Origin of the sequence: uncultured Litoreibacter sp. (assembly GCF_947501785.1) — a bacterium.
GTDB lineage: Bacteria > Pseudomonadota > Alphaproteobacteria > Rhodobacterales > Rhodobacteraceae > Litoreibacter.
Genome location: NZ_CANMXB010000001.1, coordinates 1,381,824 through 1,405,170, shown reverse-complemented (window position 1 = coordinate 1,405,170; position 23,347 = coordinate 1,381,824). Strand labels below are relative to the sequence as shown.

Annotated in this window: 23 protein-coding genes; 5 read left to right on the top strand and 18 right to left on the bottom strand. The window is 60.6% G+C overall.

What is annotated here, in order from left to right; translation table 11 throughout:
- Positions 1–89 precede the first annotated feature (89 nt).
- The 5 genes from Q0899_RS06985 to Q0899_RS06965 form a co-directional block, all read right to left on the bottom strand.
- Positions 90–1,868, bottom strand: a complete 1,779-nt coding sequence (locus Q0899_RS06985; protein WP_299191771.1) for an aminopeptidase P family protein — start codon at positions 1,866–1,868, stop codon at positions 90–92.
- Positions 1,868–3,745, bottom strand: coding sequence for a cobaltochelatase subunit CobT (cobT, locus tag Q0899_RS06980; RefSeq protein ID WP_298356593.1), 1,878 nt, complete (start codon positions 3,743–3,745; stop codon positions 1,868–1,870). Before cobT ends, Q0899_RS06985 begins: the two co-directional genes overlap by 1 nt.
- 116 nt (positions 3,746–3,861) lie before the next feature.
- Positions 3,862–4,311: a hypothetical protein gene (locus tag Q0899_RS06975; protein WP_299191769.1), complete on the bottom strand. Its 450-nt coding sequence runs from the start codon at positions 4,309–4,311 to the stop codon at positions 3,862–3,864.
- Positions 4,308–5,294, bottom strand: coding sequence for a cobaltochelatase subunit CobS (cobS, locus tag Q0899_RS06970; protein ID WP_298356599.1), 987 nt, complete (start codon positions 5,292–5,294; stop codon positions 4,308–4,310). The genes Q0899_RS06975 and cobS overlap by 4 nt, the downstream gene beginning before the upstream one ends.
- 132 nt (positions 5,295–5,426) lie before the next feature.
- A complete protein-coding gene (locus tag Q0899_RS06965) occupies positions 5,427–6,065 on the bottom strand; it encodes a J domain-containing protein (protein WP_298297365.1) in 639 nt (212 codons plus the stop codon).
- 74 nt (positions 6,066–6,139) lie between these two features.
- On the opposite strand from Q0899_RS06965, the gene Q0899_RS06960 reads away from it, so the two are divergent.
- Positions 6,140–6,397 carry a BolA family transcriptional regulator gene (locus tag Q0899_RS06960; protein WP_299191766.1) on the top strand — a complete coding sequence of 86 codons (258 nt, stop codon included), beginning with the start codon at positions 6,140–6,142 and terminating at the stop codon, positions 6,395–6,397.
- Between the two features lie 10 nt (positions 6,398–6,407).
- Here the strand turns inward: Q0899_RS06960 and Q0899_RS06955 are convergent, their stop codons facing one another.
- The 4 genes from Q0899_RS06955 to Q0899_RS06940 form a co-directional block, all read right to left on the bottom strand.
- On the bottom strand, positions 6,408–6,824 hold the full coding sequence (locus tag Q0899_RS06955; RefSeq protein WP_299191764.1) for a DUF4177 domain-containing protein: 417 nt from the start codon (positions 6,822–6,824) through the stop codon (positions 6,408–6,410).
- 201 nt (positions 6,825–7,025) lie between these two features.
- Complete coding sequence (locus tag Q0899_RS06950; RefSeq protein ID WP_299191762.1) at positions 7,026–8,309, bottom strand: NADH:flavin oxidoreductase/NADH oxidase family protein; 1,284 nt, start codon at positions 8,307–8,309, stop codon at positions 7,026–7,028.
- Positions 8,310–8,365: 56 nt separating this feature from the next.
- On the bottom strand, positions 8,366–8,578 hold the full coding sequence (locus Q0899_RS06945; protein ID WP_298356610.1) for a hypothetical protein: 213 nt from the start codon (positions 8,576–8,578) through the stop codon (positions 8,366–8,368).
- Positions 8,575–9,339, bottom strand: coding sequence for a DUF6502 family protein (locus Q0899_RS06940; protein WP_299191759.1), 765 nt, complete (start codon positions 9,337–9,339; stop codon positions 8,575–8,577). The genes Q0899_RS06945 and Q0899_RS06940 overlap by 4 nt, the downstream gene beginning before the upstream one ends.
- Before the next feature lie 65 nt (positions 9,340–9,404).
- Here Q0899_RS06940 and Q0899_RS06935 point away from each other — a divergent pair, with 65 nt between their 5' ends.
- Positions 9,405–10,721, top strand: a complete 1,317-nt coding sequence (locus tag Q0899_RS06935; protein WP_299191757.1) for a vWA domain-containing protein — start codon at positions 9,405–9,407, stop codon at positions 10,719–10,721.
- A gap of 192 nt (positions 10,722–10,913) precedes the next feature.
- Positions 10,914–11,228: a hypothetical protein gene (locus Q0899_RS06930; RefSeq protein WP_298356619.1), complete on the top strand. Its 315-nt coding sequence runs from the start codon at positions 10,914–10,916 to the stop codon at positions 11,226–11,228.
- 70 nt (positions 11,229–11,298) lie between these two features.
- Here the strand turns inward: Q0899_RS06930 and Q0899_RS06925 are convergent, their stop codons facing one another.
- The 4 genes from Q0899_RS06925 to Q0899_RS06910 form a co-directional block, all read right to left on the bottom strand.
- Entirely contained in the window at positions 11,299–12,153 is an 855-nt protein-coding gene (locus Q0899_RS06925; protein ID WP_299191754.1) for an AraC family transcriptional regulator, read from the bottom strand.
- Between the two features lie 196 nt (positions 12,154–12,349).
- Positions 12,350–13,861 carry a trimethylamine methyltransferase family protein gene (locus tag Q0899_RS06920; RefSeq protein ID WP_299191752.1) on the bottom strand — a complete coding sequence of 504 codons (1,512 nt, stop codon included), beginning with the start codon at positions 13,859–13,861 and terminating at the stop codon, positions 12,350–12,352.
- A gap of 206 nt (positions 13,862–14,067) precedes the next feature.
- Positions 14,068–15,582 carry an Asp-tRNA(Asn)/Glu-tRNA(Gln) amidotransferase subunit GatB gene (gene gatB / locus Q0899_RS06915; protein WP_298297394.1) on the bottom strand — a complete coding sequence of 505 codons (1,515 nt, stop codon included), beginning with the start codon at positions 15,580–15,582 and terminating at the stop codon, positions 14,068–14,070.
- Between the two features lie 63 nt (positions 15,583–15,645).
- Positions 15,646–16,233, bottom strand: coding sequence for a dimethylsulfonioproprionate lyase family protein (locus Q0899_RS06910; protein ID WP_298297398.1), 588 nt, complete (start codon positions 16,231–16,233; stop codon positions 15,646–15,648).
- A gap of 201 nt (positions 16,234–16,434) precedes the next feature.
- Between Q0899_RS06910 and Q0899_RS06905 the strand changes: the two genes are divergently transcribed.
- Positions 16,435–17,166, top strand: a complete 732-nt coding sequence (locus Q0899_RS06905; RefSeq protein ID WP_298356634.1) for a transglycosylase SLT domain-containing protein — start codon at positions 16,435–16,437, stop codon at positions 17,164–17,166.
- Positions 17,167–17,262: 96 nt separating this feature from the next.
- Here Q0899_RS06905 and Q0899_RS06900 read toward each other — a convergent pair whose 3' ends face one another.
- The 4 genes from Q0899_RS06900 to Q0899_RS06885 all read right to left on the bottom strand — a co-directional run bounded on the left by Q0899_RS06900 (position 17,263) and on the right by Q0899_RS06885 (position 19,896).
- The gene (locus Q0899_RS06900) at positions 17,263–18,015 is read right to left on the bottom strand and encodes an SDR family oxidoreductase (RefSeq protein WP_298297404.1); all 753 of its coding nucleotides are present in this window, start codon (positions 18,013–18,015) and stop codon (positions 17,263–17,265) included.
- A gap of 11 nt (positions 18,016–18,026) precedes the next feature.
- On the bottom strand, positions 18,027–18,557 hold the full coding sequence (locus Q0899_RS06895) for a hypothetical protein (protein ID WP_298297407.1): 531 nt from the start codon (positions 18,555–18,557) through the stop codon (positions 18,027–18,029).
- Positions 18,558–18,763: 206 nt separating this feature from the next.
- Positions 18,764–19,234 (bottom strand): ATP-binding protein, encoded by a 471-nt coding sequence (locus tag Q0899_RS06890; RefSeq protein WP_298297410.1) that lies wholly within the window; start codon positions 19,232–19,234, stop codon positions 18,764–18,766.
- 287 nt (positions 19,235–19,521) lie between these two features.
- The gene (locus Q0899_RS06885; protein WP_298297413.1) at positions 19,522–19,896 is read right to left on the bottom strand and encodes a VOC family protein; all 375 of its coding nucleotides are present in this window, start codon (positions 19,894–19,896) and stop codon (positions 19,522–19,524) included.
- A gap of 39 nt (positions 19,897–19,935) precedes the next feature.
- Between Q0899_RS06885 and Q0899_RS06880 the strand changes: the two genes are divergently transcribed.
- Positions 19,936–20,484 carry a winged helix-turn-helix transcriptional regulator gene (locus Q0899_RS06880; RefSeq protein WP_298356641.1) on the top strand — a complete coding sequence of 183 codons (549 nt, stop codon included), beginning with the start codon at positions 19,936–19,938 and terminating at the stop codon, positions 20,482–20,484.
- Positions 20,485–20,575: 91 nt separating this feature from the next.
- On the opposite strand, the gene pepN is transcribed toward Q0899_RS06880, so the two are convergent.
- Positions 20,576–23,128: an aminopeptidase N gene (gene pepN, locus Q0899_RS06875; protein WP_299191748.1), complete on the bottom strand. Its 2,553-nt coding sequence runs from the start codon at positions 23,126–23,128 to the stop codon at positions 20,576–20,578.
- Positions 23,129–23,347: the final 219 nt, after the last annotated feature.

The window sequence follows — 23,347 nt, the reverse complement described above, 5'->3', positions numbered from 1 at the left end:
GCGTGAATGAATAGAGGCGCCACATGACAGGATTACGCCCAGCGGCACAAGGTCATGAATCGATCCATGGTGTCGCACCACGAATGCGGCTAAAGCGGCGCCGTGGCGGCCTCCAGCCAATCCTTTGCGGCCCCCTCAACGCTAATTTTGTTAGCGATTTCTGCGTGATAGGCATTGATCCAGTCGCGCTCATGCGGGGCAAGCATGTCGGTGGCAATCAGGCGGCGGTCAATCGGGACCCATGTGATGGTTTCAAAACTCAACTGGTCGCGGTTGTCGCCTAGTTTGGCCGCTTGCTGCACCACGATCAGGTTTTCTATGCGGATGCCGAACGCGCCTTCGCGGTAGTAGCCGGGCTCATTAGACAGGATCATGCCTTCCTTCAGCGGCACCTCGGACATCCGGCTGAGGCGTTGCGGACCCTCATGGACCGACAGGTAGGTGCCGACACCGTGGCCGGTGCCGTGATCGTAATCCAGACCATGCCGCCAAAGCGGCGCGCGGGCGAGCGCATCCAGATCACGGCCCGCCACGCCGCGCGGGAAGCGGGCTTGACTGATGGCGATCATGCCTTGCAGCACCAGCGTGAAGCACTTCTTTTGCTCCTCCGTCGGCTGGCCGATGGGGATGGTGCGGGTGATGTCGGTGGTGCCGTCGACATATTGCCCACCTGAATCCACCAGCATCAGGTCGCCGTCTTTGACGGTGCGGTTGGTGTCGTCGGTCACGCGGTAATGCACAATGGCCCCGTTGGGTCCCGCGCCAGAGATGGTTTCAAAGCTGACGTCGCGCAGCGCGTTGGTTTGCGCGCGGAAGCCTTCCAGGCTTGTGGCCACGTCGATTTCCGTGAAGGTGCCGGGGGTTTGGGCGTCAAGCCAGGCGAGGAAGCGCACCATCGCCTGCGCGTCGCGGATATGGGCCTGTTTGGTGCCCGAGATTTCAGTCTCGTTCTTGCAGGCCTTGCGGAGGATGCAAGGATCCATCGCATAGGCAATTTCTACCTCTGCCTGTTGCAAGATTTGCGAAACCGCCAAGGGTGCGCTGCCCGCGCCCACACGCACAGGGCCATCGAGCTGCGCGATTGCGTCCGCAAAGCTGTCTGGCGGTTTCACGGTGATGGCTGGGTCAGGTCCCAAATGATCGACGCGGGTCTGGTCGATGAACAGATCGACGCGGGCGTCAGCATGGATCACCGCGAAGCACTGCACGATGGGGATGCGCGGAATGTCTGTGCCGCGGATGTTCAACAGCCAGCAAATTGAATCCGGCAATGTCAGGATGGCGGCCGTGTGGCCCTTGTCGCGCAGTTTCTCCGCGATCTCTTGTCGCTTGTCAGGCGACCGCTTGCCGCTGAGCTCAATCGGGTAGGCCTCAACCTTTCCCGCGGGGGCGGCGGGCTGGTCTTCCCAAATCGCGTCGACGAAGTTGGCTGAGGGGACCAGCGTGATATCGGTGCCTTTCAGGCCTTCCGTGATTTCGTCAATTTGCAGCTTGGTAAATAGCCAAGGATCGAACGCGACCTTGCCGGATGTGAGCTTCTCCTTCAGCCAGTCTTCAGGCTTGGTTTCGGGCCAGTGCACGGGGGTGAAGTACGACGTGTCGACTTGTTCCTTCACCTGCACGCGGTATCGGCCGTCTACGAAAACGCCTGCAATATCTTGAAGAACAATGCAGAAACCGGCTGAACCCGTAAATCCCGTTAGCCAGCTCAAACGCGCGTCCCGGTCGGCGACATATTCGCCTTGATGGGCGTCGGCGCGCGGGACGATGAAGGCGTCAAATCCTTCCTTTTCAAGCGCTTCTCGCAAGGCTTTCAAACGGGGTGGGCCTTGCTCGGGGGAGGTCGTGGCTTGGAAGGTCTGGAACATCAGCTGGCCCGTTTCATGCCCATCACCCGCGCGCGGGCCCTTGGGTCGCTGTCAAAGAGCGCGGCCAGCTGTTCAGTCATCGCGCCGGCCAATTGTTCGACATCTGTAATTGTCACCGCACGGTCATAATAGCGGGTCACGTCATGCCCGATGCCCACCGCGATCAATTCGACCGCTTTGCGTTTCTCAACCATCGCGATCACATCGCGCAGGTGTTTTTCCAGATAATTTGCGGGGTTAACGGACAAAGTTGAATCGTCCACAGGTGCACCGTCAGAGATCACCATCAGGATCTTGCGGCTCTCGGGACGGCCCACCATGCGGCGATGGGCCCATTCCAGCGCCTCGCCGTCAATGTTCTCTTTTAACAAGCCCTCTTTCATCATCAGACCCAGATTTGGGCGCGCGCGACGCCACGGGGCGTCGGCGGATTTGTAGATGATGTGGCGCAGGTCATTCAGACGGCCCGGTGCCTGCGGGCGGCCGTCGTTCAGCCAGTTTTCCCGGCTTTGGCCACCTTTCCACGCGCGGGTGGTGAAGCCCAAAATTTCGGTTTTGACTTGGCACCGCTCTAACGTGCGCGCCAGAACGTCGGCGCAGATCGCGGCAATAGAGATCGGGCGCCCCCGCATGGAGCCGGAATTGTCCAAAAGCAGCGTCACGCAGGTGTCGCGGAATTCGGTGTCTTTCTCGACCTTGAACGACAGCGGCGTGGTTGGGCTGACGATCACACGGGCGAGGCGGCCTGCATCCAGAATGCCTTCCTCAAGGTCGAATTCCCAGGATCGGTTCTGCTGGGCCTGAAGGCGGCGTTGCAATTTGTTGGCCAGACGCGATACCGCGCCCTTGAGCGGTTCCAGCTGCTGGTCAAGGTAGGCGCGCAGGCGTTCCAACTCTGCCGGTTCGGCAAGGTCTTCGGCTTTGATTTCTTCATCAAACTCGGTCGAGTAGACGATGTAATTCTCATCCGCCTCCGAATGCGGCGCAGGCGGGGGCGGGTCCATTGGGGCCTCGCCCTCGGGCATCTCGGCCTCGTCGCCCATTTCGGCGTCGGCCATGTCATCCAGCTGCACCGTTGCTTGGGAAGCGTCTTTCTGTTCCTCCTGCGACTGCTCGCCAGACGCATCTGCATCTTCGGAATTGTCTTCCTTGTCAGGGTTGGCCTCGTCGTCTTGGTCGGCCTGATCTTCGTCCTGGCTGGCCTCGTCTTCCTGATCTTCGTTGATGTCGTCAGGGTCGTCGCCCAGCTGGTCGCCATAACCAAGATCATCAATGATCTGGCGCGCGAATTTCGCGAATTGAGCCTGATCGGACAGCACATCCTGCAGGTTGTCCAGCGTGCCACCGGCCGCGCCTTCGATAAAATCCTTCCAAAGATTCATCACGTTAGAGGCCGCAGGCGGCAGGTCGCGCCCTGTGGCGAGATGGCGGATCAGGTAGCCCGCCGCGACGGATAGCGGCGCTTGCCCGGCCTCGGTGATCTGGCCGTAGCCCTTGCGATCCGCCTCGTTGCCAATCTTGGCGTCGATATTGCCAGCGGTGCCCGGCATTGTGCGCGCGCCCATCGCCTCGCACCGGGCGGTTTCCATCGCGTCGTAGAGATCGCGGGCCATGTTGCCTTGTGGCTCATACCGGTTCGATGTTTGCGTGTTGTGAAATCTGCGGCGCAACGCGTAGGCATCAGCCGTGCCACGGGCCAAAAGAACCTCGTCCTTGGTCATCCGGCGCGTCACTTGCGGCAGCCGCACCTGATCATTGGTCATGCCCGGAGGGTCGACCGAATAGCTGACGCCAAGATCGGGGTCATTGGCCAGCGTTTTCGTGGCCTCGGCGAGGGCCTTCTTGAACGGGTCAGCAGGGTTATCGTTTTGGGCCATGTCGCACGCGATATAGATGATTTCCGCTGCAACTTAGTGCGAATTGCGGAGGATGACCATGCGAAAGAGGGGCGACTTATTGCCCAGTCGTGACACGTGTCTACAGCGCAGAACGCCTAGATTTGAGCGGCCAGATTGCGGCAAATTTGTAGGTCGGCGGCCCATAGCTCATCGGAGGAATAGGCGTCCGAACCAGCCGCCACGTTTTTTTCGTAGCGGCGGAAATACAGTGTAGATGCGGCAAAGGCTTCTGCCACAGCAAGCTGGCTGACATCCGCTTGTGCGCCGCCTGTTTCCGTCATGCGCAGCTGGGTGCCGGCTTCCAAGAACAGTGCCGCATTGTCCTTGGCCTGTTGGCTGGCTTCGACGCCTAAAAGCGCCTCGCCTGCGTAGTCCCAGACGGAATGGAACAGGCCGGCGCAACGCAAGGCGACGACACTCAGCTCAGCACCGCCCTCTACGATCTGACCGAGAGGAACAAAGGGGTTCGGCTCATGTTCTGCGGCAAAAAGCGGGGCGGCGATGAGCGCCCCCAAAAAGGTCCCGATATGCAGGACTTTCTTCACCCGAGGCTAACGGAAGCGGCGCTTTCGGGCAGCTCTTCGTCAAAGCAGCGCTGGTAGAACTCGGCCACTGTCTCGCGCTCCAGCTCGTCGCATTTGTTCAGGAAGGAGGTGCGGAACGCGTAGCCTACATCCTTGAAAATCATGGTGTTTTGCGCCCATGCGATAACGGTACGTGGCGACATAAGCGTAGACAGATCTCCGTTCATGAAGGCCGTGCGGGTCAGGTCCGCGACGGTCACCATCTGGCCCACGGTTTTGCGCCCTTTTTCGGTGTTGTAGGTTGGGTTCTTGGCCAACACGATCGCGGCTTCCGCGTCATGGCTGAGGTAATTCAGCGTGGTCACAAGCGACCAGCGGTCCATCTGGCCTTGGTTGATCTGCTGCGTGCCGTGATACAGACCCGTCGTGTCGCCCAAGCCAACCGTGTTGGCGGTCGCGAAGATGCGGAAATGGGGGTGCGGGTTGATCACTTTGTTCTGGTCGAGCAGCGTCAGCTTGCCGTCCACTTCCAGCACCCGCTGGATCACGAACATCACATCCGCGCGGCCTGCATCGTATTCGTCGAACACAATCGCGGTCGGATTGCGCAGCGCCCAAGGCAGGATGCCTTCCTGAAACTCGGTGACTTGCACGCCGTCTTTCAGCTTGATGGCGTCCTTGCCGATCAGGTCGATCCGCGAGATGTGGCTGTCGAGGTTCACCCGCACGCACGGCCAGTTCAACCGCGAGGCCACCTGTTCGATGTGGGTGGACTTCCCTGTGCCGTGATAGCCCTGGATCATCACCCGGCGATTATGGCTGAAGCCTGCGAGAATAGCCAAAGTGGTGTCGGGGTCGAACTTGTAGGTCGTGTCCAGATCAGGCACCCGTTCGGTGCGGTCGGCAAATCCTTTGACCGTAATGTCGCTGTCGATTCCAAACACTTCGCGCACCGAGACATCTTCGGTTGGTTTCGCGTTCAAATCGATGCTGCCGTCGGCCATGGTCTTGTCCCTTTCGCTATCTCTCGCGGCATGCCTCAATTCGGGGGGGAGAGCAAGGGGAAGCCCCCCAAATCATCCCGCGCCGGAGCGTCGCAGGCATATAGTAAGTCTCATTTCTTGAACTGGACGGCCCTAGTCCGCGAAATTGCGGCTTTCCTTGATCTGGTCCCAGGCCCAGACCACCTGCTGCAGCTGGTCCTCATCGGCGCGGTTGCCACCGTTCATGTCTGGGTGAAGTACCTTGATGAGCGCCTTGTAGAGCTTGCGCAGCTCCTTCTTTCCCATGTCGGGCTTGCCGTCGAGAATCTCCAGCGCCTGCCGCTCGGTCGGTGGCAGCTTGCGCCCGGCATTGCCGCCGTTGCGGCCCGGGTTGCGGGTGGCGTTCTCGCCCAGTACGGCCATCGGATCGTCCACGCCTAGGCGGGACCAGGCGCGCTGCTCCTCACCCTTTTTCATCGGCTTGGTGGGGCGTTCCCATACCTTGTCCGACGACATCTGGCGTTCCATCTCTTCCTGAGTATGGGTCTCGAAGAAGTTCCATTTCAGGTTGTATTCGCGGGCATGCGCTTTGCAGAACCAGTAGAAATCATCCAGCACGTCAGGGCTTTTGGGCGCGCGATACTGGCCGGGCTCTTCGCAGCCGGGAGCTTCGCATTGGCGCTGAGAGGTTTCGACCGCACCCGACATGCCGCGGCGGCCGCGGGCGCGTTTTTTCTTGTCGGTGGAAACGGAAATATCGAATTCAAACGGGTCGAACGGGGCGCGCGCCATCACTGAGCCTTTCGTAATTGGAGGGGAGAGTTTAGGGTTTTTTGGAGCAAGGTGAAGAGGCAAAGGGCAGAATTATGGGGATAGTTTCGGAAATTGAGCAAAAGCTCGCTGCGGCGTTTCAGCCCAGCGTATTGGAGGTGGTCGATGACAGCGAAAGCCATCGGGGCCATGCCGGGTTTCAGGAAGGCGGCGAAAGCCATTTCAACGTGAAAATCGTGTCAGACAAGTTTGGCGGCATGTCCCGAATTGCCCGCCATCGGGCCGTTCACGGAGCAATCGGGTCGGAGATTATCGGCCGGATTCACGCGCTTGCGCTGGACATTTCAGACTGAAGCTAACGCCTTACTCGGCGGCGACGTGGTCGCGTTTTTCCGCGTCGTCATTGGCAGGTTCGGGCATGTCTTCTTCAGGAGCGGCATCAACCGTTTCTTCAACGATTTCAGGCTCTTCCACCGGCTCAGGTTCGTCCACGGGTGCTGCGAGCGCGAGCGTTTCCTCCGCTTCTTCCACCTCGGTCGCCACCTCTTCGACGGGGCGACGGAAGACCAGCATGGAATGGTATTTCACCGTCTTGCCAGTCAGGCCCTGACGTTCTTCGCAGGGCAGGGTGTCGGCGCGCAGGTATTCCCAGCCATCGGTGCCCATCTCGTTCATCAGGCCGGTGACGGCATTAGCGAATTTCGCCGGTGCGCCGCGCGTGCCTTTGCCGGATTTGCCTTTGCGAGGGGCCGGAACGGCGCGGTACTCAAAAGCGGACATGATGGCGGTCTCCCCTAGAAAACAGGAGGTTTGGGTAGCATCCGGGGGGCGCGTGATCAAGGGGAAGCGGCACGGGTTGAGGCAGGGTGGTGCAAAGGGGAGACGTCCGCAATTCAGGCCCAAACCGGGTGTCTAGAAAGCGTCTTCGTTCCAAATAGATCGCGTATCGACGTTTGCCGGCCCATCGCGCAGCAGGTCCTTCTAAGACCGGCGGGCGAATTTGCGACGCAACCCCAGCATCGTCGTCCGGTTGAGATACCAAACAAAATATCCGATTGCGTTGTTGCGCGCGTCAGTCTGAGGCATCAGCCCACGCGACATGCGGTTCATCTGCCAGGCGTAATATTCGACCTGCGACACCGTGTTGATCAGCTTAATCAACCAATTTTGCGCATTCGCACCGAACCGGCCCTGACCGATCATCAGCCCATCTTCATTGATGCCAATGCGTTCGGCGGTGCCTTCAAGAATGGTGTTAACCGCATGTGGCTGAACGCATAAGGGGCGGGCCAGACCGATCATGTCGATGCCATCTTCTACAAGTCCCTGCTCCATGGCGGCCACGCTGCGAAATCCGCCTGTCACCGCCAGCGGAACGGAGACGGCCTTTCGCACCTCGCGGGCATATTCCAGAAAATAGGCCTCGCGTTTGACTGTGCTTTCGCGTTGTTGTTCTTCGGTTCCGTTCACGAAGCTCATCTGTTCATATGTGCCGCCTGACAGCTCGATCAGGTCAATGCCGTCCTGTTCCAGCCATTGGGCGACCTGGCAGCTGTCTTCGATGGTAAATCCGCCCTTCTGGAAATCGGCAGAGTTCAGCTTGACTGCTACCGGGAAGTCCTTGCCAACGGCAAGTCGCGTGGCGGCATAGACTTGCCGCAAAAACTTGGCACGGTTCTCAAGTGATCCGCCCCATTCATCGGTGCGCTGGTTAGTGATCGGCGACAGGAACTGGCTAATCAGGTAGCCGTGTGCGGCATGTATCTGCACGCCGTCAAACCCCGCCTTTTGCGCAATTTCCGCGGTCATGGCATAGCGCCGGATGGCGTCTTGGATATCATCAGAGGTCATGGCCTTCGGTTTGCCGAACAGGCCAAGAATGCGCAGCTTTTCTGCTGACGGTGACAAGGGCCGGGTGTTCACCACGATAGGGCACTGACGTCCGGGGTGGCTGATTTGCATAAAGATCTTGCTGCCACCTGACTTCGCGGCCTCTGCCCAGGCGCGTAGCGCGTAGAGGTTGGTGTCATCTTCGACAACCACGTTGCCGGGCCGTTCAAGATAGCGTCGGTCGACCATGACATTACCGGTCATCTGAAGGGCAACGCCGCCCTTGGACCATTCTGTATAGAGCTTTTGGTGCCCGTCATTCGGCGCGTCATTCGCCCCGGCAAGCGCTTCGGTCATAGCGCTGCGGGCAAAGCGGTTTTTCAGACGTATGCCGCAAGGCAGGTCGAGCGGTTCGGAAAATCTATGCGCGGTCATCGCCTGTCCTGCCAATCAGTAGCTGAATTCGGTTTTTGCTGGGGTGTGTCGGGGGCTTAGTCAATCGTCGGGCAGCCGGTGCCGCCTATACCGTCGCCGGTGATTTCTTCCTGAGCGCAGTCGATGGGGGACTTGGCGACAGGGGCCGGTTCTTCAATGACTATCGCCTCTTCGATGATCGGGTCTGACAGGCCGGCGTCCTCTTCAAGGGCGGGCGCGCAAGCGGCTGTCGCAAACAGAAAGGCAATGGCGGCGGTGCGGAGGGTCATTCTTGCGCGTCCTGCTGGGCTGCATCTGTGGGGTAAAAATAGGCCCCGGCCCTGAACCTATGGGTGGCCTCGCCAGAGGGCAATACCTTCATTGCGGCGGCCTTGGCGGAGAGCCGTTCGAACACCTGCATCTGGGCCTCGCGGTGATCGGCCTGCAGCAGCGCGATCTGCGCGGCGGTCAGGCCCTCGTAATGCACCGCGCGTTCAAAATGTGGGGGCGTGTGGCCGGTGACGTTATCTGTTGCGGCCGCCATGTGATCCCCGAGGTTATGGGCGAGATAGGCAATCTGATCCTCGCTGCCCGCCAGCGGTTGGTAGGAGGTCTGCGCCAGCGTGATGTGGTCTTGCTCAACGGTAACAGTTCCCGCGGCTTCCAAGGTGTCGAGCATGGTGCGCGGGTGGATGTCGCGGCGGATATCATTGGCGAGCGCTTCAAAGGACGGGGCGGGGCCGGATTTTGGGATCGGCTGGCCCACATAGGCCCGGTCGGTCTGCCATCGTGCAATGAGCGTGGCGAGGTGGTTGGGGCGTTCCTCACGTGGCGGCTCGGCCCGAAGACGCGCGATGTCGCGGCGTTGCAACCCGGTGATCACGGAGATGCGGCTGTCCGTCTTTGCGCCGGAGCGGGCGGCGGCGGCCACGTAATGCACCTTCAGCCGTTCGGCCAAGTCAGGGAACGCCACGCCGCGGGCCACCATGAGGCGGGCGAGGGGGGCGAGCAGGGAATCCAGTACCTGAAGCATGATGTGCAATTTACACATTTTTCTTGACGAGGCCAGCAGATTCGTGACATGTGCAATTTACACATTTTATTTGGAGAGGCGTGATGATGCTGACAATGCCAGAAATATTGAACCGCAGAGTATGGGCTGGATTGGCCTTGGTAGGGGCGTTGTCCGCCTGTGACACCACCGGCGTCCGGGACGGGGCAGTGCTGGTTGATCCTGTGATTGAGGACCCCATTGTTGTCGAAGAGGCCCCGGTCGCGTTGGAAAGCCCGGCAGAATCCGCAGTCATTGCCAAACGGGTTCCGTCGCGCAGCCCGCGCGCGCCAAGGCGGGGCGTTTTGACCGCAGGCGACATTGACGACGCGCTGAACCTCGCGGCGTTTGCCCGCTATCAAGCCGGAGCGGCGAAGCGCCTCAAACTGGCGCGCACCAACCTGTCCAAGCCGGTGCTGGCGCGGATCACCACATTTGACGGCAAGCCCGCACCCGGCGTACGGGTCACCTTGCGCAAACCAGGGGCGGCGGATGCGTTCTACACCGGCTATTCCGGCGTTGACGGCTTGGTCAGCGTGTTCCCGGCGGCCTATGGCCACGGGCGACCCGGCGCAGTGGAATTGCGCGCGTTCCCAGAGGGGCAGGGCGTGGCAGTCACGCAAAAAATTGCGACCAATGGCACCCGCGCCAATGTATCCATCGCGGATGCTGAGGGCTGGAAGCCCGATTTCCTTGACCTGGCCTTTGTCGTGGACACCACCGGCAGCATGGGCGACGAGCTGGCCTGGCTGACCAAGGAGCTAAAATCCATCGTGCGGCAAGCCCGCCGGGCCGCGCCGGGGGTCGATATCCGCTACGGATTGGTCGTCTACCGCGACCGGGGCGACCAATATGTGGTGCGCAACTACGGGTTCACCAAGTCGCAAGGACAGATGCAGAAATGGCTGCGCGCGCAAAACGCGGGCGGCGGCGGGGACTACCCGGAGGCTGCGGCAGAGGCGTTGATGGCGGGTGCCAACCTGAACTGGAGGCGCGGCAAAGGGGAACGGCTGATGTTTCACATCGCCGACGCGCCGCCGCATGACCGTGACGCCAAAACCTACCTGAAAGCGGCGCGGCGCGCGGCGGCCAAGGATGTGCAGGTCTTTGGGCTGGGTGCCAGCGGCGTGGGCGCGGAATCGGAGTTTCTGATGCGTCAGGCCTCGGTGCTGTCCAACGGGCGCTACCTGTTTCTGACCGATGACAGCGGCGTGGGCTACGGCCACGCGGAACCGACGATCAGCTGCTACCAGGTGTCCCGGCTGAACGACCTGATGGTGCGGGTGCTGAAATCAGAGCTGTCGGGCACACGCGTCGAGGCGAAACCGGGCTCTGTCATCCGGCAGGTCGGCAGCTATCGGCGCGGGGTTTGCTTGAATTGAGCAAGGTTTGGCTGGTCATGCTGCAGTGCCGCACAGGGGGTCTGCATAGGCACACAAAACTGAACTGAATGGTTCAAAAACTTGCGGCGGAGATACAAGTTTCCGCCGCGTCAGGTCCTTATCTGCTGTTCTATGAAAGCGGGGTTGCCTCCCAAATCCCGCTCCTCCCAACAGAAGATGAGGACCAGACCTATGAAAACTCTATTGATCCCCGCATTTGTAACCTTGATGGCCGCCCCTGCATTTGCCGATGCCGAAGATTTCGGTGAGAAGATGCTGGCACAGAACGGCTCCAACGCTACGGCACAGACGTTGGTCGTGGCGGTAAGCAAGCTCAGCGAGGACAAAACCACAGATCGCATCATGCTTGGCGACAACGAAATCGTCTCCCGGTCCAGCGATCAGATGACCATTGGTCATCTGCAACTGGCGCGCAACATGGGCGTGAACCCTGCCGATTTCACCGTGGCCGAACTGTCCGCGATGTATATCGGCAAATACGACTGATTGGCGTCCCCCCAATCTCAGTCGCAGGCCAGCGGGTTCCCACCCGCTGGCCTTTTTTGCTTGTGGGGGATCAGGCGCGCAAAGCGGCGCGGTATTTGCCAGGGCTGCGGCCATGTTCTGTTCGGAACACGCGCGAGAAATGAGCTTGATCGGCAAAGCCGCAGCGGATGGCGATCTCTCCCAATGATAGCTGCCCTTCATGCAAGTGCACCAAAGCGGCGCGCAGCCGGGCTTCTTTCACGAAAGCCATCGGTGATTGGCCGGTGCGTTGCTTGAATTTGCGCCCGAAGGTGGCCTCGCTCATGCCGACGAGCTGTGCCAGCCGCGCGGGGGTGATCTTGGCGTCTAGACGTGCCTCGATATGGTCGAGAATCAAAACGTAGTCGTCCAGCCCGAACCCCGCGGGGCCATGCGTGTCGTAGGTGCCGTAGCGGCGCACCAAAGTGACCAGAAACACCCGCGCCAATGCGTCGAGCAGGATGTCCCCCCCGACGCCGTTTTGGCGGGAGGCCGCGTGCAGCTGGAACGCCGCAGCAGACAAGTCGGGGTCGGTAACGACCACTTCGTTCTCCAGCGTATTGCCGGTCAGCATAAGCCGCATCTCATGTTCGATGAATCGCAGCAGCGCGGCGGGGTCGAGCTTGATCAGGATTACCTTGGCGTGGTCGAGCCATTCCCACAACGTGTGCGAGCCCTGCGTCGCCAGGGCAATATCACCCCGGTTCAGCGTGTATTGCTGCGCGATGCCATCACGGGTTGCAATCACCCGCATCGGCGTGTCTTGCGCCGGGACCACCAGACAATGGTGATGCTCAGTCTCGGCCGTCTTCCGGCCAGGTCCCCCTTCGCAATAGGCAAGGGTCAGGGTCCCGCCCGCAGCTACAAACGGGGCGATTGGTGTGTCAGACGTTGAAAGCCGTCCCATGTTGATCGTGTCCTCGTTTGAACCTGAATATGGTCACTCGGAACATCCCGTCCTCCAGAGCCTTAAACGGCTGGGAAGCGGTTTTCTGTCGCGAAAAAATGTGAACTGGTTCGTTCACCAGATATGGTTGAGATGGGGCGTTTCGGCCGGAGCTTCAAGGGCAAGATTTTGAAATAGGCGGATTATTTCCGCACCACTACTCGTCGATTGGTGCGCCGCCCTGTTCCGTGCGTTTCGCGATGAAAGCGTCAATCGCTTCCATCCGGTCTTGCGGGAAAGCCGGTGGTTGGAAGTCTTTCAGCTTTTGCTGCCAGATCTCGTGGGCCCGTTGGGTGGCGGTCTTGCTGCCGGCTTCGGTCCATTGGCCAAAGTTTGACAGATCCGACAGGAAGGGGCTGTAGAACGCGTCCTGATAGCGCTCCATCGTTTGGGCGGTCTCGAAGAAATGCCCGCCGGGTTGCACCTGCGCAATGGCGTCAAGCCCGATATGGGCGTCGTCCACGGGGACCTGTTGCATCGCCTCGGCCAGCCCTTGCAGAATTTCGCAGTCGATGACCCATTTTTCGTATGACACCGTCAGGCCACCTTCCAGCCACCCCGCGGCGTGGTAGATCACGTGCGAATGGCCCATCAACGCCCCCATCAGCCCCATCATGTTTTCATAAGTGGCCTGGACGTCTGGGGCGTTGGAGGCGCTGCCCGCGCCGGAGCGCCACGGGATGTTGATGAGCCGCGCCAGCTGCCCCGCGCCGATATTGGTTTTGAAATGCTCTGGCGTGCCAAAGGCGGGCGCGCCGGATTTCATGTCTACATTGGAGGAGAAGGCACCGTAGATAACCGGCACCCCGGGTTTGACGATTTGGGCGAGGGTAATGCCTGCAAGCGCCTCGGCGTGGCTGAGGGTCAGCGCGCCCGCGATGGTGATCGGGGCCATGGCCCCGGACAGGCAGAACGGCGTCATCACTATGGGCTGGCCGTAGGACGCGAAGTCGATGATGCCGCGGGTCATGGGGATGTCGAGCTGGCGCGGGGAGTTGGAGTTGATGACGGTCTGGGTCAGCAGGTGGTTGGGCAGGTCCTCGATATCCAGGCCACGGGCAAGGGCCAGCATCTCGAACCCATCGACGACTTGTCGGTGGCCGCGCGCGTAAATGAAGGGCAGCTTGTCGCTGAGTTCCAACTGCGCCCGCATGGTGGCGTAGTGGCGGAGGTGGACGGGGACGTCCTGGGGTTCGATGGACGAGGACAGCTTGGCGATGACGTCCCATTCCTGGCTTAGCTTCATCAGGTCGCGGAAGCTGGCCATGTCGCCGGGGCGGCGGCCTCGGGTCATGTCGGTGACATTTGGACAGCCGCCAGCCGGAGAGAAATTCACATGGGTTCCCCCCATATGGATGGCGCGTTTGGGGTTGTCGGTTCTGAGCGAGAACTCAAACGGGGCCTTGGCGATGTGGTCTGCCACCATATCCGCGTCGAGAAAGACCATCATCGTGTCTTCATCGACCTTTGCACCGGCCCGCTTGAACAGCGCGCGGCCCTCGGGGAGGAGGACCTTGATGCCAAGCTCTGACAGCACGCGCAGGGCGGAGGCGTGGATATGGGCCAGCTCGTCAGCGCTGAAGACCTCCGCCTGCGGGAAGCGGTTGCGCAGCTGCGTGTAGTGAGTGGCGCGGGGTGTGCTGGGTTTCGAGCGGGCGCGGCGTGCCATGGGCGTGATCCTTTGGTCAGGGGATCACGGTAGCTGGATTTGGGCGGAATGCTAGGGAGATTGAAGGGGATGGGGGACGACGCGCGGCTGCGCCGACGCCCCGCCCGCCATCCCGGGATCTTGGGTAATGTGGAGAGGTGGTGCCGCTCTCGGCGCGTTTTCGGACAGGGAAAACACGCCTGCCGCGCACTGAACCAAAAAGCGGCTTACGAGTTTAGTTTCTTTGAAACTAATTCGTTGACCGCTTTTGGGTTCGCCTTCCCTCCAGTTGCCTTCATCACCTGCCCGACAAACCAACCCGCAAGCTTCGGGTTCTCTTTCGCCTTGGCCACTTGATCGGGGTTGTCGGCGATGATCTGGTCGACGGCGGCCTCGATCGCGCCGGTATCCGTGACCTGTTTCATGCCGCGTGCTTCGACGATTTCGGCGGGGTCGCCGCCCTCCGTGTAGACGATCTCGAACAGGTCCTTGGCGATTTTGCCTGAGATGGCATCAGAGGTGATCAGGTCGATGATGCCGCCCAATTGCGCGGGCATGACGGGGCTATCGGTGATCGATTTGTCGTCGTCTTTCTTCAGGCGGCCGAACAGCTCGTTAATCACCCAGTTCGCGGCGAGCTTGCCGTCGCGACCATCCGCCACCTGTTCAAAATAGGCGGCGTTGGTGGTGTCGGCGGTCAGGACGCTTGCGTCATATTCCGACAGGCCGAAATCAGCCATGAAGCGGGCGCGTTTCTCGTCCGGCAGCTCGGGCAGGCCCTTGGCGATGTCGTCGACCCAGTCCTGTTCGATTTCCAACGGCAGCAGGTCGGGGCAGGGGAAGTAGCGGTAGTCATGCGCTTCCTCTTTCGACCGCATGGAGCGGGTTTCGCCCTTGTCGGGGTCATAGAGGCGCGTTTCCTGATCGACCGTGCCGCCAGCTTCAACAATGGCGATCTGGCGCTTGGCCTCGACCTCAATCGCTTGCTGGATGAAGCGCAAGGAGTTCATGTTCTTGATCTCGCACCGCGTGCCGAGATGGGAGAAGTCTTGCGTCTCTTGGTATTTGTCATAGGCGCCGGGTAGGCAGATGGAGACGTTTACATCGGCCCGCAGGTTGCCGTTTTGCATGTTGCCGTCGCAGGTGCCGAGATAGCGCATGATCTGGCGCAGTTTGGACACGTAGGCGGCGGCCTCTTCAGGGCCGCGGATGTCGGGGCGGGAGACGATCTCCATCAGTGCCACGCCGGTGCGGTTCAGGTCGACAAAGGACATGGTCGGGTCCATGTCGTGGATCGATTTGCCGGCGTCCTGTTCAAGGTGGATACGCTCGATCCGCACGGTGCGCGCGACGCCGGGTTCCATGTCCACATGCACCTCACCCTCACCCACGATTGGGTGGTAGAGCTGGCTGATTTGGTAGCCCTGCGGCAGGTCGGGGTAGAAGTAGTTTTTGCGGTCAAAGGCGGAATAGAGGTTGATGTCGGCCTTCAGGCCCAGGCCTGTGCGCACGGCTTGCGCCACACATTCCTCGTTGATGACGGGCAGCATGCCGGGCATGCCTGCGTCCACGAACGCCACGTTGGAATTGGGTTCGGCCCCGAATTGGGTGGAGGCGCCGGAGAACAGCTTGGCATTGGTGGCGACCTGCGCGTGGACCTCAAGGCCAATGACCAGTTCCCAGTCATGTTTCGCGCCTGCGATGACTTTCGGTTTTGGGGTCTCGTAGGTGAGGTCCAGCATGGGGGTGCTCCGTCGCGTGTGTAACGCGTTGCTTTTATGGGAGGCCCGCTGGGCGGGCAAGCGCTATCCGGTCAGTTTGTAGAGGTCATAGCCGATGTCTCCGGTCCAACGCCAAGCGGCCAGCAGGGGTTGGTCATGGGTAACGCTGGCATGCGGGGCCATGGATGGGTGGAAGATGATGTCGCCCGTTTTGCGTGTGGTGGTGGTGTCATAGCAGCGCCAGTCGGCGGCGCCCGCGACCATGATGAAGGTTTCCTCCGCCGCGTGGACGCGGGTGACATAGTCGAGGCCCGCCTGTTGGAAGAAGAACCCGACGCGCAGGTGGTCACAAGGTAGCATGGCGTTGCGGCCGATGATTTCGGTGGTGAGCATGTGGCGGGCGATGTCTTCGCGGATGCGACCATCGGCGAGGCCGGAATAGTGCCAATCGAGACTGAGGATTGTGTCCTTGAGCGCGACGGCTTGCGGGTTTGGGGCGTAATCAAAGACCCGTGCCAGCGCAGAGGTATCAACGGGCGGCTCAAGGTTCACTAGGGGCGGGTTGGTTGCCGCGATTTCTGTCAGCGCTTTGGCGGCGGCGTCGCCGCCGGGGCGGTTTTCGACGGCAAAGAGTGTGGATAAAAAGGTCAGTAACGCGGACATATCAGCCATGGGCACTCCCTCGATTGACGCCTGATGTGAGATGAAACAACGCCAAAACGGCGGGTTGTTGCGCGTCTGGAAACGACACCGCCGCAATTTCGACAAATTTGTTGTCATGGGCAGGCTGATCTGCTCTCTATCCCGGCCATGCGCTGCCACGCACTTATAATCGCTGCCGCTTTAGCGGCCTTCCCAGCATTTGGGACGCCCTTGCCGGAGGCCGGCTCGACGGCCCCCAAGGTCGTTGTGTTGACGCCGGGATCAGACGCGGTGCGCCCGGTGCAGCGCCCGTCATATCTGCCGCGCGCCCGCTGGGATTTCCGCAGCGACGGGCATTTATGGACCCGCGCCACGATGTCGGCGCTCAACGGGCATGGGCGGCCCTTGTTAGACCTGGTCCCCGCCGATATCGCAGATTGGTGCCCCGCTTACCCCGAGAACGGCCCTGAGAAACGCGCGGCGTTTTGGAACGGGTTCATCTCGGCCTTGGTCAAGCATGAAAGCACCTACAAGCCCCGCGCCGTGGGGGGAGGTGGCAAATGGTATGGGTTGACCCAGATCCTGCCGGCCACGGCGCGGGGCTACAAATGTCGGGTTGGCACCGGGGCCGCGTTGAAGCACGGCCCGTCCAATCTGAGCTGCGCGGTCCGCATCATGGCCTTCACCGTGAACCGTGACGGGGTGGTGGCCAAGAAGAACGGGCGGCTGGCGGGTGTGTCTGCCGACTGGGGCCCGATGCATAGCCGCAAGAAGCGCAGCGATATGGCGGCCTATACGAAGCGGCAGAAATACTGCCGGTTGCTGTCCTCGGTGAAGCCGGTGCCGCGGCCCGCATCCATTGAGGCAAAACGGCCACTGGCGGACCGGTTGTCTGGCATCAGGCCTGCACAACGTCCTGCGCCCGCGGCAATCCCCGCGCTGTATTCCACGTCCAACGAGTGATCCAAATGTGCCTTCGGCGCATGATGCTTTTGCGCTGTCGCGCAGACTTGGGGCGCTGCCCCAAACCCCGAGGTACTTCTGAAACAGTGATGGGGATTAGCGACCGCCCGAGACATCGACCGAAGTGCCGGTGATGTAACTTGCGCCTTCGCCGAGCAGAAAGAGGATTGCGTGAGCGCATTCCTCCGCGTCACCGGCGCGCTTCATTGGAACCAGATGGGCGAGGTCATCGCAGCGGTCGGGCAAGCCGCCCTTGGCGTGGATGGCCGTTTCGATCAGGCCGGGGCGGATGGCCACCACGCGGATGCCTTCGGCTGCGACCTCATCGCTGAGGCCCTTAGTGAAGATGTCGATGCCGGCCTTGGTGGCTGCGTAATCCACATATTGGCCACCTGAGCCCAGCCGCGCCGCAGCGGAGCCGGTGTTGACGATCACGCCACCATCGCCGCCATAGGCGGTGGACATGCGCAAGACCGCCTCTTTGGCGACGAGCATGGGGGCGATGAGGTTCACATCGACCATGCGGCGCAATCGGTCATAGGACATCTCATCCACGCGTTGCGGCTTGTCGACGATGCCCGCATTGTTGACCAGCGCATCAAGCTGCGCGAAGGCCGCGTCAAATTCGGAAAAGACCCGTGTGACGTCAACCGGGTTGGACAGATCGCCCTGCAGCATATGGGTGATTGCGCCTTCCTGCTCGCACATCTGGGCGACGAGCTGCGCGCCTTTCAGGTCGGAATTGTAGTGGATGCCGACATCATAGCCATGTTTTGACGCAAGAACGGCCGTGGCCGCGCCGATGCCGGAAGACGCCCCGGTGATGAGGATCGATTTCTTGCGTGCCATTTTGCGGTGCCTCAGCTGATTTTGAACGCGGCTTGGATGTCTTCCAGCGCGGATTGTTGTTTGGAATTCATCGGGCCTTCGGCCTCGTTCAGGATGGTTTTGAGCACGGACATCAGCGGCGTGAAGGACGCGGCCTTGTCGAGCTTGTAAAGCTTGCGCGCCATACGGTCGATGCCCTCCTGCGCGCCGTTGCATTGGGTCATCATCCAACGGCCCAGCACGGCGATTTCGCCTGCGTCTTTGACATTGAGGCCAAGCTCGGCCTGAAGGCCGCGGATCATGGCGTCTTTCTCTTCCTGGGTGGGGTAGTCATCCAGCTCAAGGAAACAGACCGCGATGCCAGCTATAGCGATATTCGGGTCTTCGATGTCTTCGACCGGGTGGCGGTTATGGTTGCGTCGGAACCCGAAGCGGCGGGCGGCAGCGCGGATGTCGTTGGCGACGTCGAGGATTTCATGGGCGGTATCGGCGGCGTTGCGCGCGCGCCAGATCCAAAAGCCGATGGCCGAAATTGCGCCGAGGATAGTCAGTAAAAGGGGCATCGTGTGAACTCGTTGCTGTTGAATTGGCTGTAAACAAGGCGAGTTTGGCGGATTTGTGGCAGGGTGAGCAAGTTTTTTGGTGATGCGGCGCGTTCCTAAACAGGCGGCACCTGTCGGATGCCCTGGGGACAGGCCAGGAGCGGCCTAGCAATGGCGCGCTGGGTCATCAGGCGTAGTGCGGGATTTCAAAGAGGTGGGGCGGCAAATCACGCCCCGTCATCGTGGTGTGTGACGACGTTGAACCCCTCTTCCTGATCTGGCCAGGTAAAGTGTTTTGACAGCTGCCAGTATTGCTCTTCAGTTGCGGCGAACGGGTGGTCGCCGGCCGCATTGCGCGCCTGTAGCCTGGTGATGCAAGTCGCGTCGGGGATGTCGAGGACGTGCAGCATGTGGTCCGCGCCAGAGGTCTCTATCAGCCCGCGCATCCAGTCGCGGGACTGCGTCGTGTTGGCCTGAAAGTCCAGCACCACCGACACACCGGCCTGCAGCAGCGCGATGACATGCGGCGCGATCACCTCGCGCAGCTTTGCGGCGCAGCGGACATAGTCCTGGATCGAAGACATCTGGTCGGAGAAGAGCGCGTTCAGCCAGTCATCTTCAGCGATGACGACAGTGTGGTCGTTGCGACTAAGCCTTGCGGACAGCGTCGACTTGCCGGAGGCGATCTTACCACACATCAGGTGCAAGGTTGGCGGGTTGTATGGCACAGGGTTGGTCCTTGTTTGGCGAGTTCGCCGCGACGTCTTTTGTTAAACGGTACCCTGTTTGAATCGTCGGGTGAATGGCTGTTTGAGCCCAATTTAGCAGCTGCTGCATCGTGGCCGAGCGGCAGCTATGAATGTGTGAGTCCTTGGTGACTATGACAATCGGTATCCCGACCGTAACGCCTTGGACCGGTTCAGCCACGGCAACCCTGTCGTCGCGGGAGGGGCCATGGCGACGCTGCTAAGACAGCGCCTTGTCGCTATGCCCCTGTCAGGTCTTGGGCGAGCATCAGGGCGTTGTCATCAGGATCATAGAAAGTCGCAGTTTTCACCATGCCTTCGATCACATCAGTCTCGCCATCAAACTTCACGTTGGCCTGCTCTAACTTCTGCCGGGCGGTGTCTAGGTCAGCGATCCCAAACACAGGAACGCAGTTGCCGGGGACGGGTTTGGTATGTTCGCCAAGGCCAATCGTCACGCCAACGGTTTTGGTTTGTAGCTCCGACCAGCCTGCGTCATCTGCATGGTAGATCGTCTCAAAGCCCAACATGCTTTCGTACCACTTGGCGCTCACGTGACGGTCTTTGACCGACATCGCGATAGTGATAGTTTCGTCCAATGTAACAAGTGCCATGGGCTTTCCTTTTGATGAAAAATGTAGTAACTATATTTTATGTACATTGAGTCTTTTGTCAACATCACTTCCAGGGCTTGGGCAATCCCCATATTGTCGAGCTTGCATGAGGGTGTTGCCGGGCGACAGGCGGCGTTGCTGACAGCGACAGGAGCAAGCAGAACCGCCTTCGCTCAAAGCATGGACCACCTCATCAAAATGGGGCTTTTGGAGCGAAACCCCGGGCACGGCCACCCATTGCGGCCCGAGTTTCGTCTCACCCAGTTTGGAAAAGAGGCCGCTGCACTTGCGCATAAAATTCAGCGTGTATCTACCGAGGATGATCAGCCTTTGTTGCGCAAGTCATGGACGTTGCCGGTGCTGACCTCCCTGCATACACCGTGCCATTTCGGCGATATCAAGCGAAACCTTCATACGATCACCGACCGCGCTTTGTCACAGTCATTGAAATCTATGGAGGTGAAGGATTGGGTACACCGCAGCGTTGACGAAACGGCGCGTCCCCCACGATCAATCTACCGGACCGTGAACACCGGAAGTGTTATCAGTAGCATCACCGGGCAGGAAATCAGTTTGAGCCGGCAATGATCATGGCCCCGTGGGAGCGGCCATTGGCGCAGCCGTAGCGCCCGCGGAAAAGCCCTGGCCTTGCCCTATCGAAGGTTGATCTGCGCCTCCGTCATCCCCCCAGCAGCCGCGTCACCATTTCGGTGGTGTCGCCGCTCAGGCCTTCGGTGGCTTTGATGCGCTCCAATGCCTCGCGCATCATGGCTTGGCGGTCGGCGTCGTAGCGCCGCCACGTGTCAAATACTGTGGTCATGCGGGCAGTGGTTTGCGGGTTGATTTTGTCCAAGGTGATCAGGGCATCGGCCATGACGCGATAACCCTCGCCTGAACGGTCGTGGAAGCCGGCCACGTTGCCGCCCAGCGCGCCAAAAACCGCGCGGAAGCGGTTGGGGTTGGTCATGGTGAAGTCCGGGTGCTGGGTCATCGCCTGCGCTTTCGGCGCGGCTTTGTCCAGCTTGGCATGCATCACCTGCATCGCGAACCATTTGTCCATCACCAGCCGGTCGTCCTTCCACTGGTCGTAGAAGGCCTGGTTCTGGTTTTCGCCGACCTCTGCCCGCAGCAAACAGCCCAGGGCGGCAAGCTGTTGGGTCATATTGTCTGCGGTCTCGTATTGCTTGGCCGCCTGCGCGCCGCCATCAATGCGCGACAACATGGCGAGCGCGGCGTTGCCCCAGGCGCGGCGATCGGAATCCTCGACTTTTGGGCTGTAGGGGCCGGTCACCTGCATCTCGGCATAGATGCGCGGCAGCAGGTCCTGCATGGCCTGGCTGATTGAAAGGTTCAGGGTCTGGCCCGTAAGGAAGATTTTGGTGGGGTCGGGGGTGACGCCGCTGTCGACCAGCGCCTGCTGGATGTCGTCGTTGGACGGCCCCGAGAAGCAGAACGCCTTGAAGCCGGGGTCCAGCGTGTCGTCGCGGGCCACGGCGACAAGGCCGTCGAGATAGGCCTGATCGGGCGTCGCATCCTCTGTCACCATGCGCACCATGACGTCGCGGGCGAGGGCGCGCCCGGCTTCCCATTTGTTGAACGGGTCGGTGTCGTGGGCCAGCAGGAACGCGCGTTCGGCGTTGCTCTGGTCGCGCTCCAGGATGATGGGGGCGGAGAAGCCGCGGTTGATCGACGGGATGGGCTTAGCGTCCAGCGAGGTGAAGCGGAACTTGTGGACCTCGTCGGTGACCTCGCAGATTTTGGTTGGGTGGATTTCTTCGCCCGCGTCATTCAGCAGGCCCACGGCAACGGGGATGACGCGCGGGTCTTTCGTGTCTTGGCCGGGCGTGGGGGGCGTGGATTGCGTGAAGGTCAGGGTGTAGGTGCCATCCTGGAACGCCTCGTCCACCTTGACGCGAGGGGTGCCCGCCTGTTGGTACCACAGCTTGAATTGGGTCAGGTCGCGGCCCGTCGTGTCCTCGAAGCATTTCAGCCAATCCTCGATGGTACACGCTTGCCCGTCATGACGGGTGAAATACAGATCGCAGCCTTCGTAATATGCCTCGTCCCCGATCAGCGTTTTCAGCATGCCGATCACCTCGGCACCTTTCTCGTAGACGGTGGCGGTGTAGAAATTGTTGATCTCGACGAAGGACTCCGGGCGCACCGGATGCGCCAAAGGCCCGTTATCTTCCCGGAACTGGCGGGCGCGCAGTTGCAGGACGTCGTTGATGCGTTCCACCGCATGACCGCGCGTATCGCCGGAGAATTGCTGGTCGCGGAAGACGGTCAGGCCTTCCTTCAGGCACAGCTGGAACCAGTCGCGGCAGGTGATGCGATTGCCTGTCCAATTGTGGAAATACTCATGCGCGATGATCGTCTCGATCCGGTGAAAGTTGCCGTCGGTGGAGGTGTCGGGCGACGCCAGCACGGCCGACGAGTTGAAGATGTTCAACCCCTTGTTTTCCATCGCGCCCATATTGAAATCGTCGACGGCCACGATGTTGAACAAGTCGAGGTCATACTCGCGTCCATAGACATCCTCGTCCCATTTCATGGACCGTTTGAGGGCGTCCATGCCAAAGGGGGTTTTGTGCAGGTCGCCGTCGCGCACATAGATGTTCAGATCGACCTCGCGGCCCGACTTGGTGGTGAACGTGTCGTGCAAGTTGACCAGATCGCCTGCGACCAGCGCGAAAAGGTAGGCGGGCTTTGGATGTGGGTCGTGCCACTTGCCATCCCCAAGGTCGTTGCCGTTTGACAGTTTGACCTTCTCATCGCCTTCGATGGTGACGGTGAACACCGCCATCACATCAGGACGGTCGGGGTAGTAGGAGATCTTGCGAAAGCCCTCTGCCTCGCATTGGGTGCAATACATGCCGTTCGACATGTAAAGCCCTTCCAATGCGGTGTTGGTGGAGGGGGAGATTTCGACCTCCGCCTCCCAGATGAACGGCGCGTCGGGAACCCGGGCGGTCAGGCCATGCTCGGTCGCGTATGGTTTCCAATCCTGCCCGTCGATAGAGGCGCGAATCAGGGTCAGGTCCTCCCCGTGCAGGTAGAACGTCTTGTCCGTCGCCTCAGGGTTGGGGCGGAATGCGATCTTCGAGATCACCCTTGTTTTCGTGGGATGCAGCTTGAAGGTCAGCTCTACCGTGTCGACCAGATAGGCGGGCGGTGTGTAGTCGCTCAGAAAGATTTCAAGCGGGGCGGCGGCGGGGCTGGCGTCTTTCATGGCGGCTCTCCTGCGGGCAAATGGGTCGGGTGTAGATAGGCATGGGCGTCAGGGCGGCGCAACTGCGATTGCCTTTGCGCGATGCGCGGCTAGGTCCGATTGCATGACGACGAAGTTCCATCGGCCGAAACGCGACGTGCGGGTCAGCGACCATACTGCGCTGCGCTTGGCGGCAGAGGGACGGGTTTGTATGCCAGTCGCCGCTGGTGCCCCGAGCTG

Excerpts from the sequence above, each read along its gene's own strand:
- cobS (WP_298356599.1), bottom strand. The coding sequence starts at position 5,294 with ATGGCCGACGGCAGCATCGATTTGAACGCGAAACCAACCGAAGATGTC.
- Q0899_RS06885 (WP_298297413.1), bottom strand. The coding sequence starts at position 19,896 with ATGGCACTTGTTACATTGGACGAAACTATCACTATCGCGATGTCGGTC.
- Q0899_RS06910 (WP_298297398.1), bottom strand. The coding sequence starts at position 16,233 with ATGGCTGATATGTCCGCGTTACTGACCTTTTTATCCACACTCTTTGCC.
- Q0899_RS06880 (WP_298356641.1), top strand. The coding sequence starts at position 19,936 with ATGTACATTGAGTCTTTTGTCAACATCACTTCCAGGGCTTGGGCAATC.
- Q0899_RS06960 (WP_299191766.1), top strand. The coding sequence starts at position 6,140 with ATGGGGATAGTTTCGGAAATTGAGCAAAAGCTCGCTGCGGCGTTTCAG.
- Q0899_RS06920 (WP_299191752.1), bottom strand. The coding sequence starts at position 13,861 with ATGGCACGCCGCGCCCGCTCGAAACCCAGCACACCCCGCGCCACTCAC.
- Q0899_RS06985 (WP_299191771.1), bottom strand. The coding sequence starts at position 1,868 with ATGTTCCAGACCTTCCAAGCCACGACCTCCCCCGAGCAAGGCCCACCC.
- pepN (WP_299191748.1), bottom strand. The coding sequence starts at position 23,128 with ATGAAAGACGCCAGCCCCGCCGCCGCCCCGCTTGAAATCTTTCTGAGC.
- Q0899_RS06940 (WP_299191759.1), bottom strand. The coding sequence starts at position 9,339 with ATGTGTAAATTGCACATCATGCTTCAGGTACTGGATTCCCTGCTCGCC.
- Q0899_RS06935 (WP_299191757.1), top strand. The coding sequence starts at position 9,405 with ATGATGCTGACAATGCCAGAAATATTGAACCGCAGAGTATGGGCTGGA.
- Q0899_RS06950 (WP_299191762.1), bottom strand. The coding sequence starts at position 8,309 with ATGACCGCGCATAGATTTTCCGAACCGCTCGACCTGCCTTGCGGCATA.
- Q0899_RS06945 (WP_298356610.1), bottom strand. The coding sequence starts at position 8,578 with ATGACCCTCCGCACCGCCGCCATTGCCTTTCTGTTTGCGACAGCCGCT.
- cobT (WP_298356593.1), bottom strand. The coding sequence starts at position 3,745 with ATGGCCCAAAACGATAACCCTGCTGACCCGTTCAAGAAGGCCCTCGCC.
- Q0899_RS06930 (WP_298356619.1), top strand. The coding sequence starts at position 10,914 with ATGAAAACTCTATTGATCCCCGCATTTGTAACCTTGATGGCCGCCCCT.
- Q0899_RS06965 (WP_298297365.1), bottom strand. The coding sequence starts at position 6,065 with ATGGCGCGCGCCCCGTTCGACCCGTTTGAATTCGATATTTCCGTTTCC.
- Q0899_RS06900 (WP_298297404.1), bottom strand. The coding sequence starts at position 18,015 with ATGGCACGCAAGAAATCGATCCTCATCACCGGGGCGTCTTCCGGCATC.
- gatB (WP_298297394.1), bottom strand. The coding sequence starts at position 15,582 with ATGCTGGACCTCACCTACGAGACCCCAAAACCGAAAGTCATCGCAGGC.
- Q0899_RS06895 (WP_298297407.1), bottom strand. The coding sequence starts at position 18,557 with ATGCCCCTTTTACTGACTATCCTCGGCGCAATTTCGGCCATCGGCTTT.
- Q0899_RS06955 (WP_299191764.1), bottom strand. The coding sequence starts at position 6,824 with ATGTCCGCTTTTGAGTACCGCGCCGTTCCGGCCCCTCGCAAAGGCAAA.
- Q0899_RS06890 (WP_298297410.1), bottom strand. The coding sequence starts at position 19,234 with ATGTGTGGTAAGATCGCCTCCGGCAAGTCGACGCTGTCCGCAAGGCTT.
- Q0899_RS06925 (WP_299191754.1), bottom strand. The coding sequence starts at position 12,153 with ATGGGACGGCTTTCAACGTCTGACACACCAATCGCCCCGTTTGTAGCT.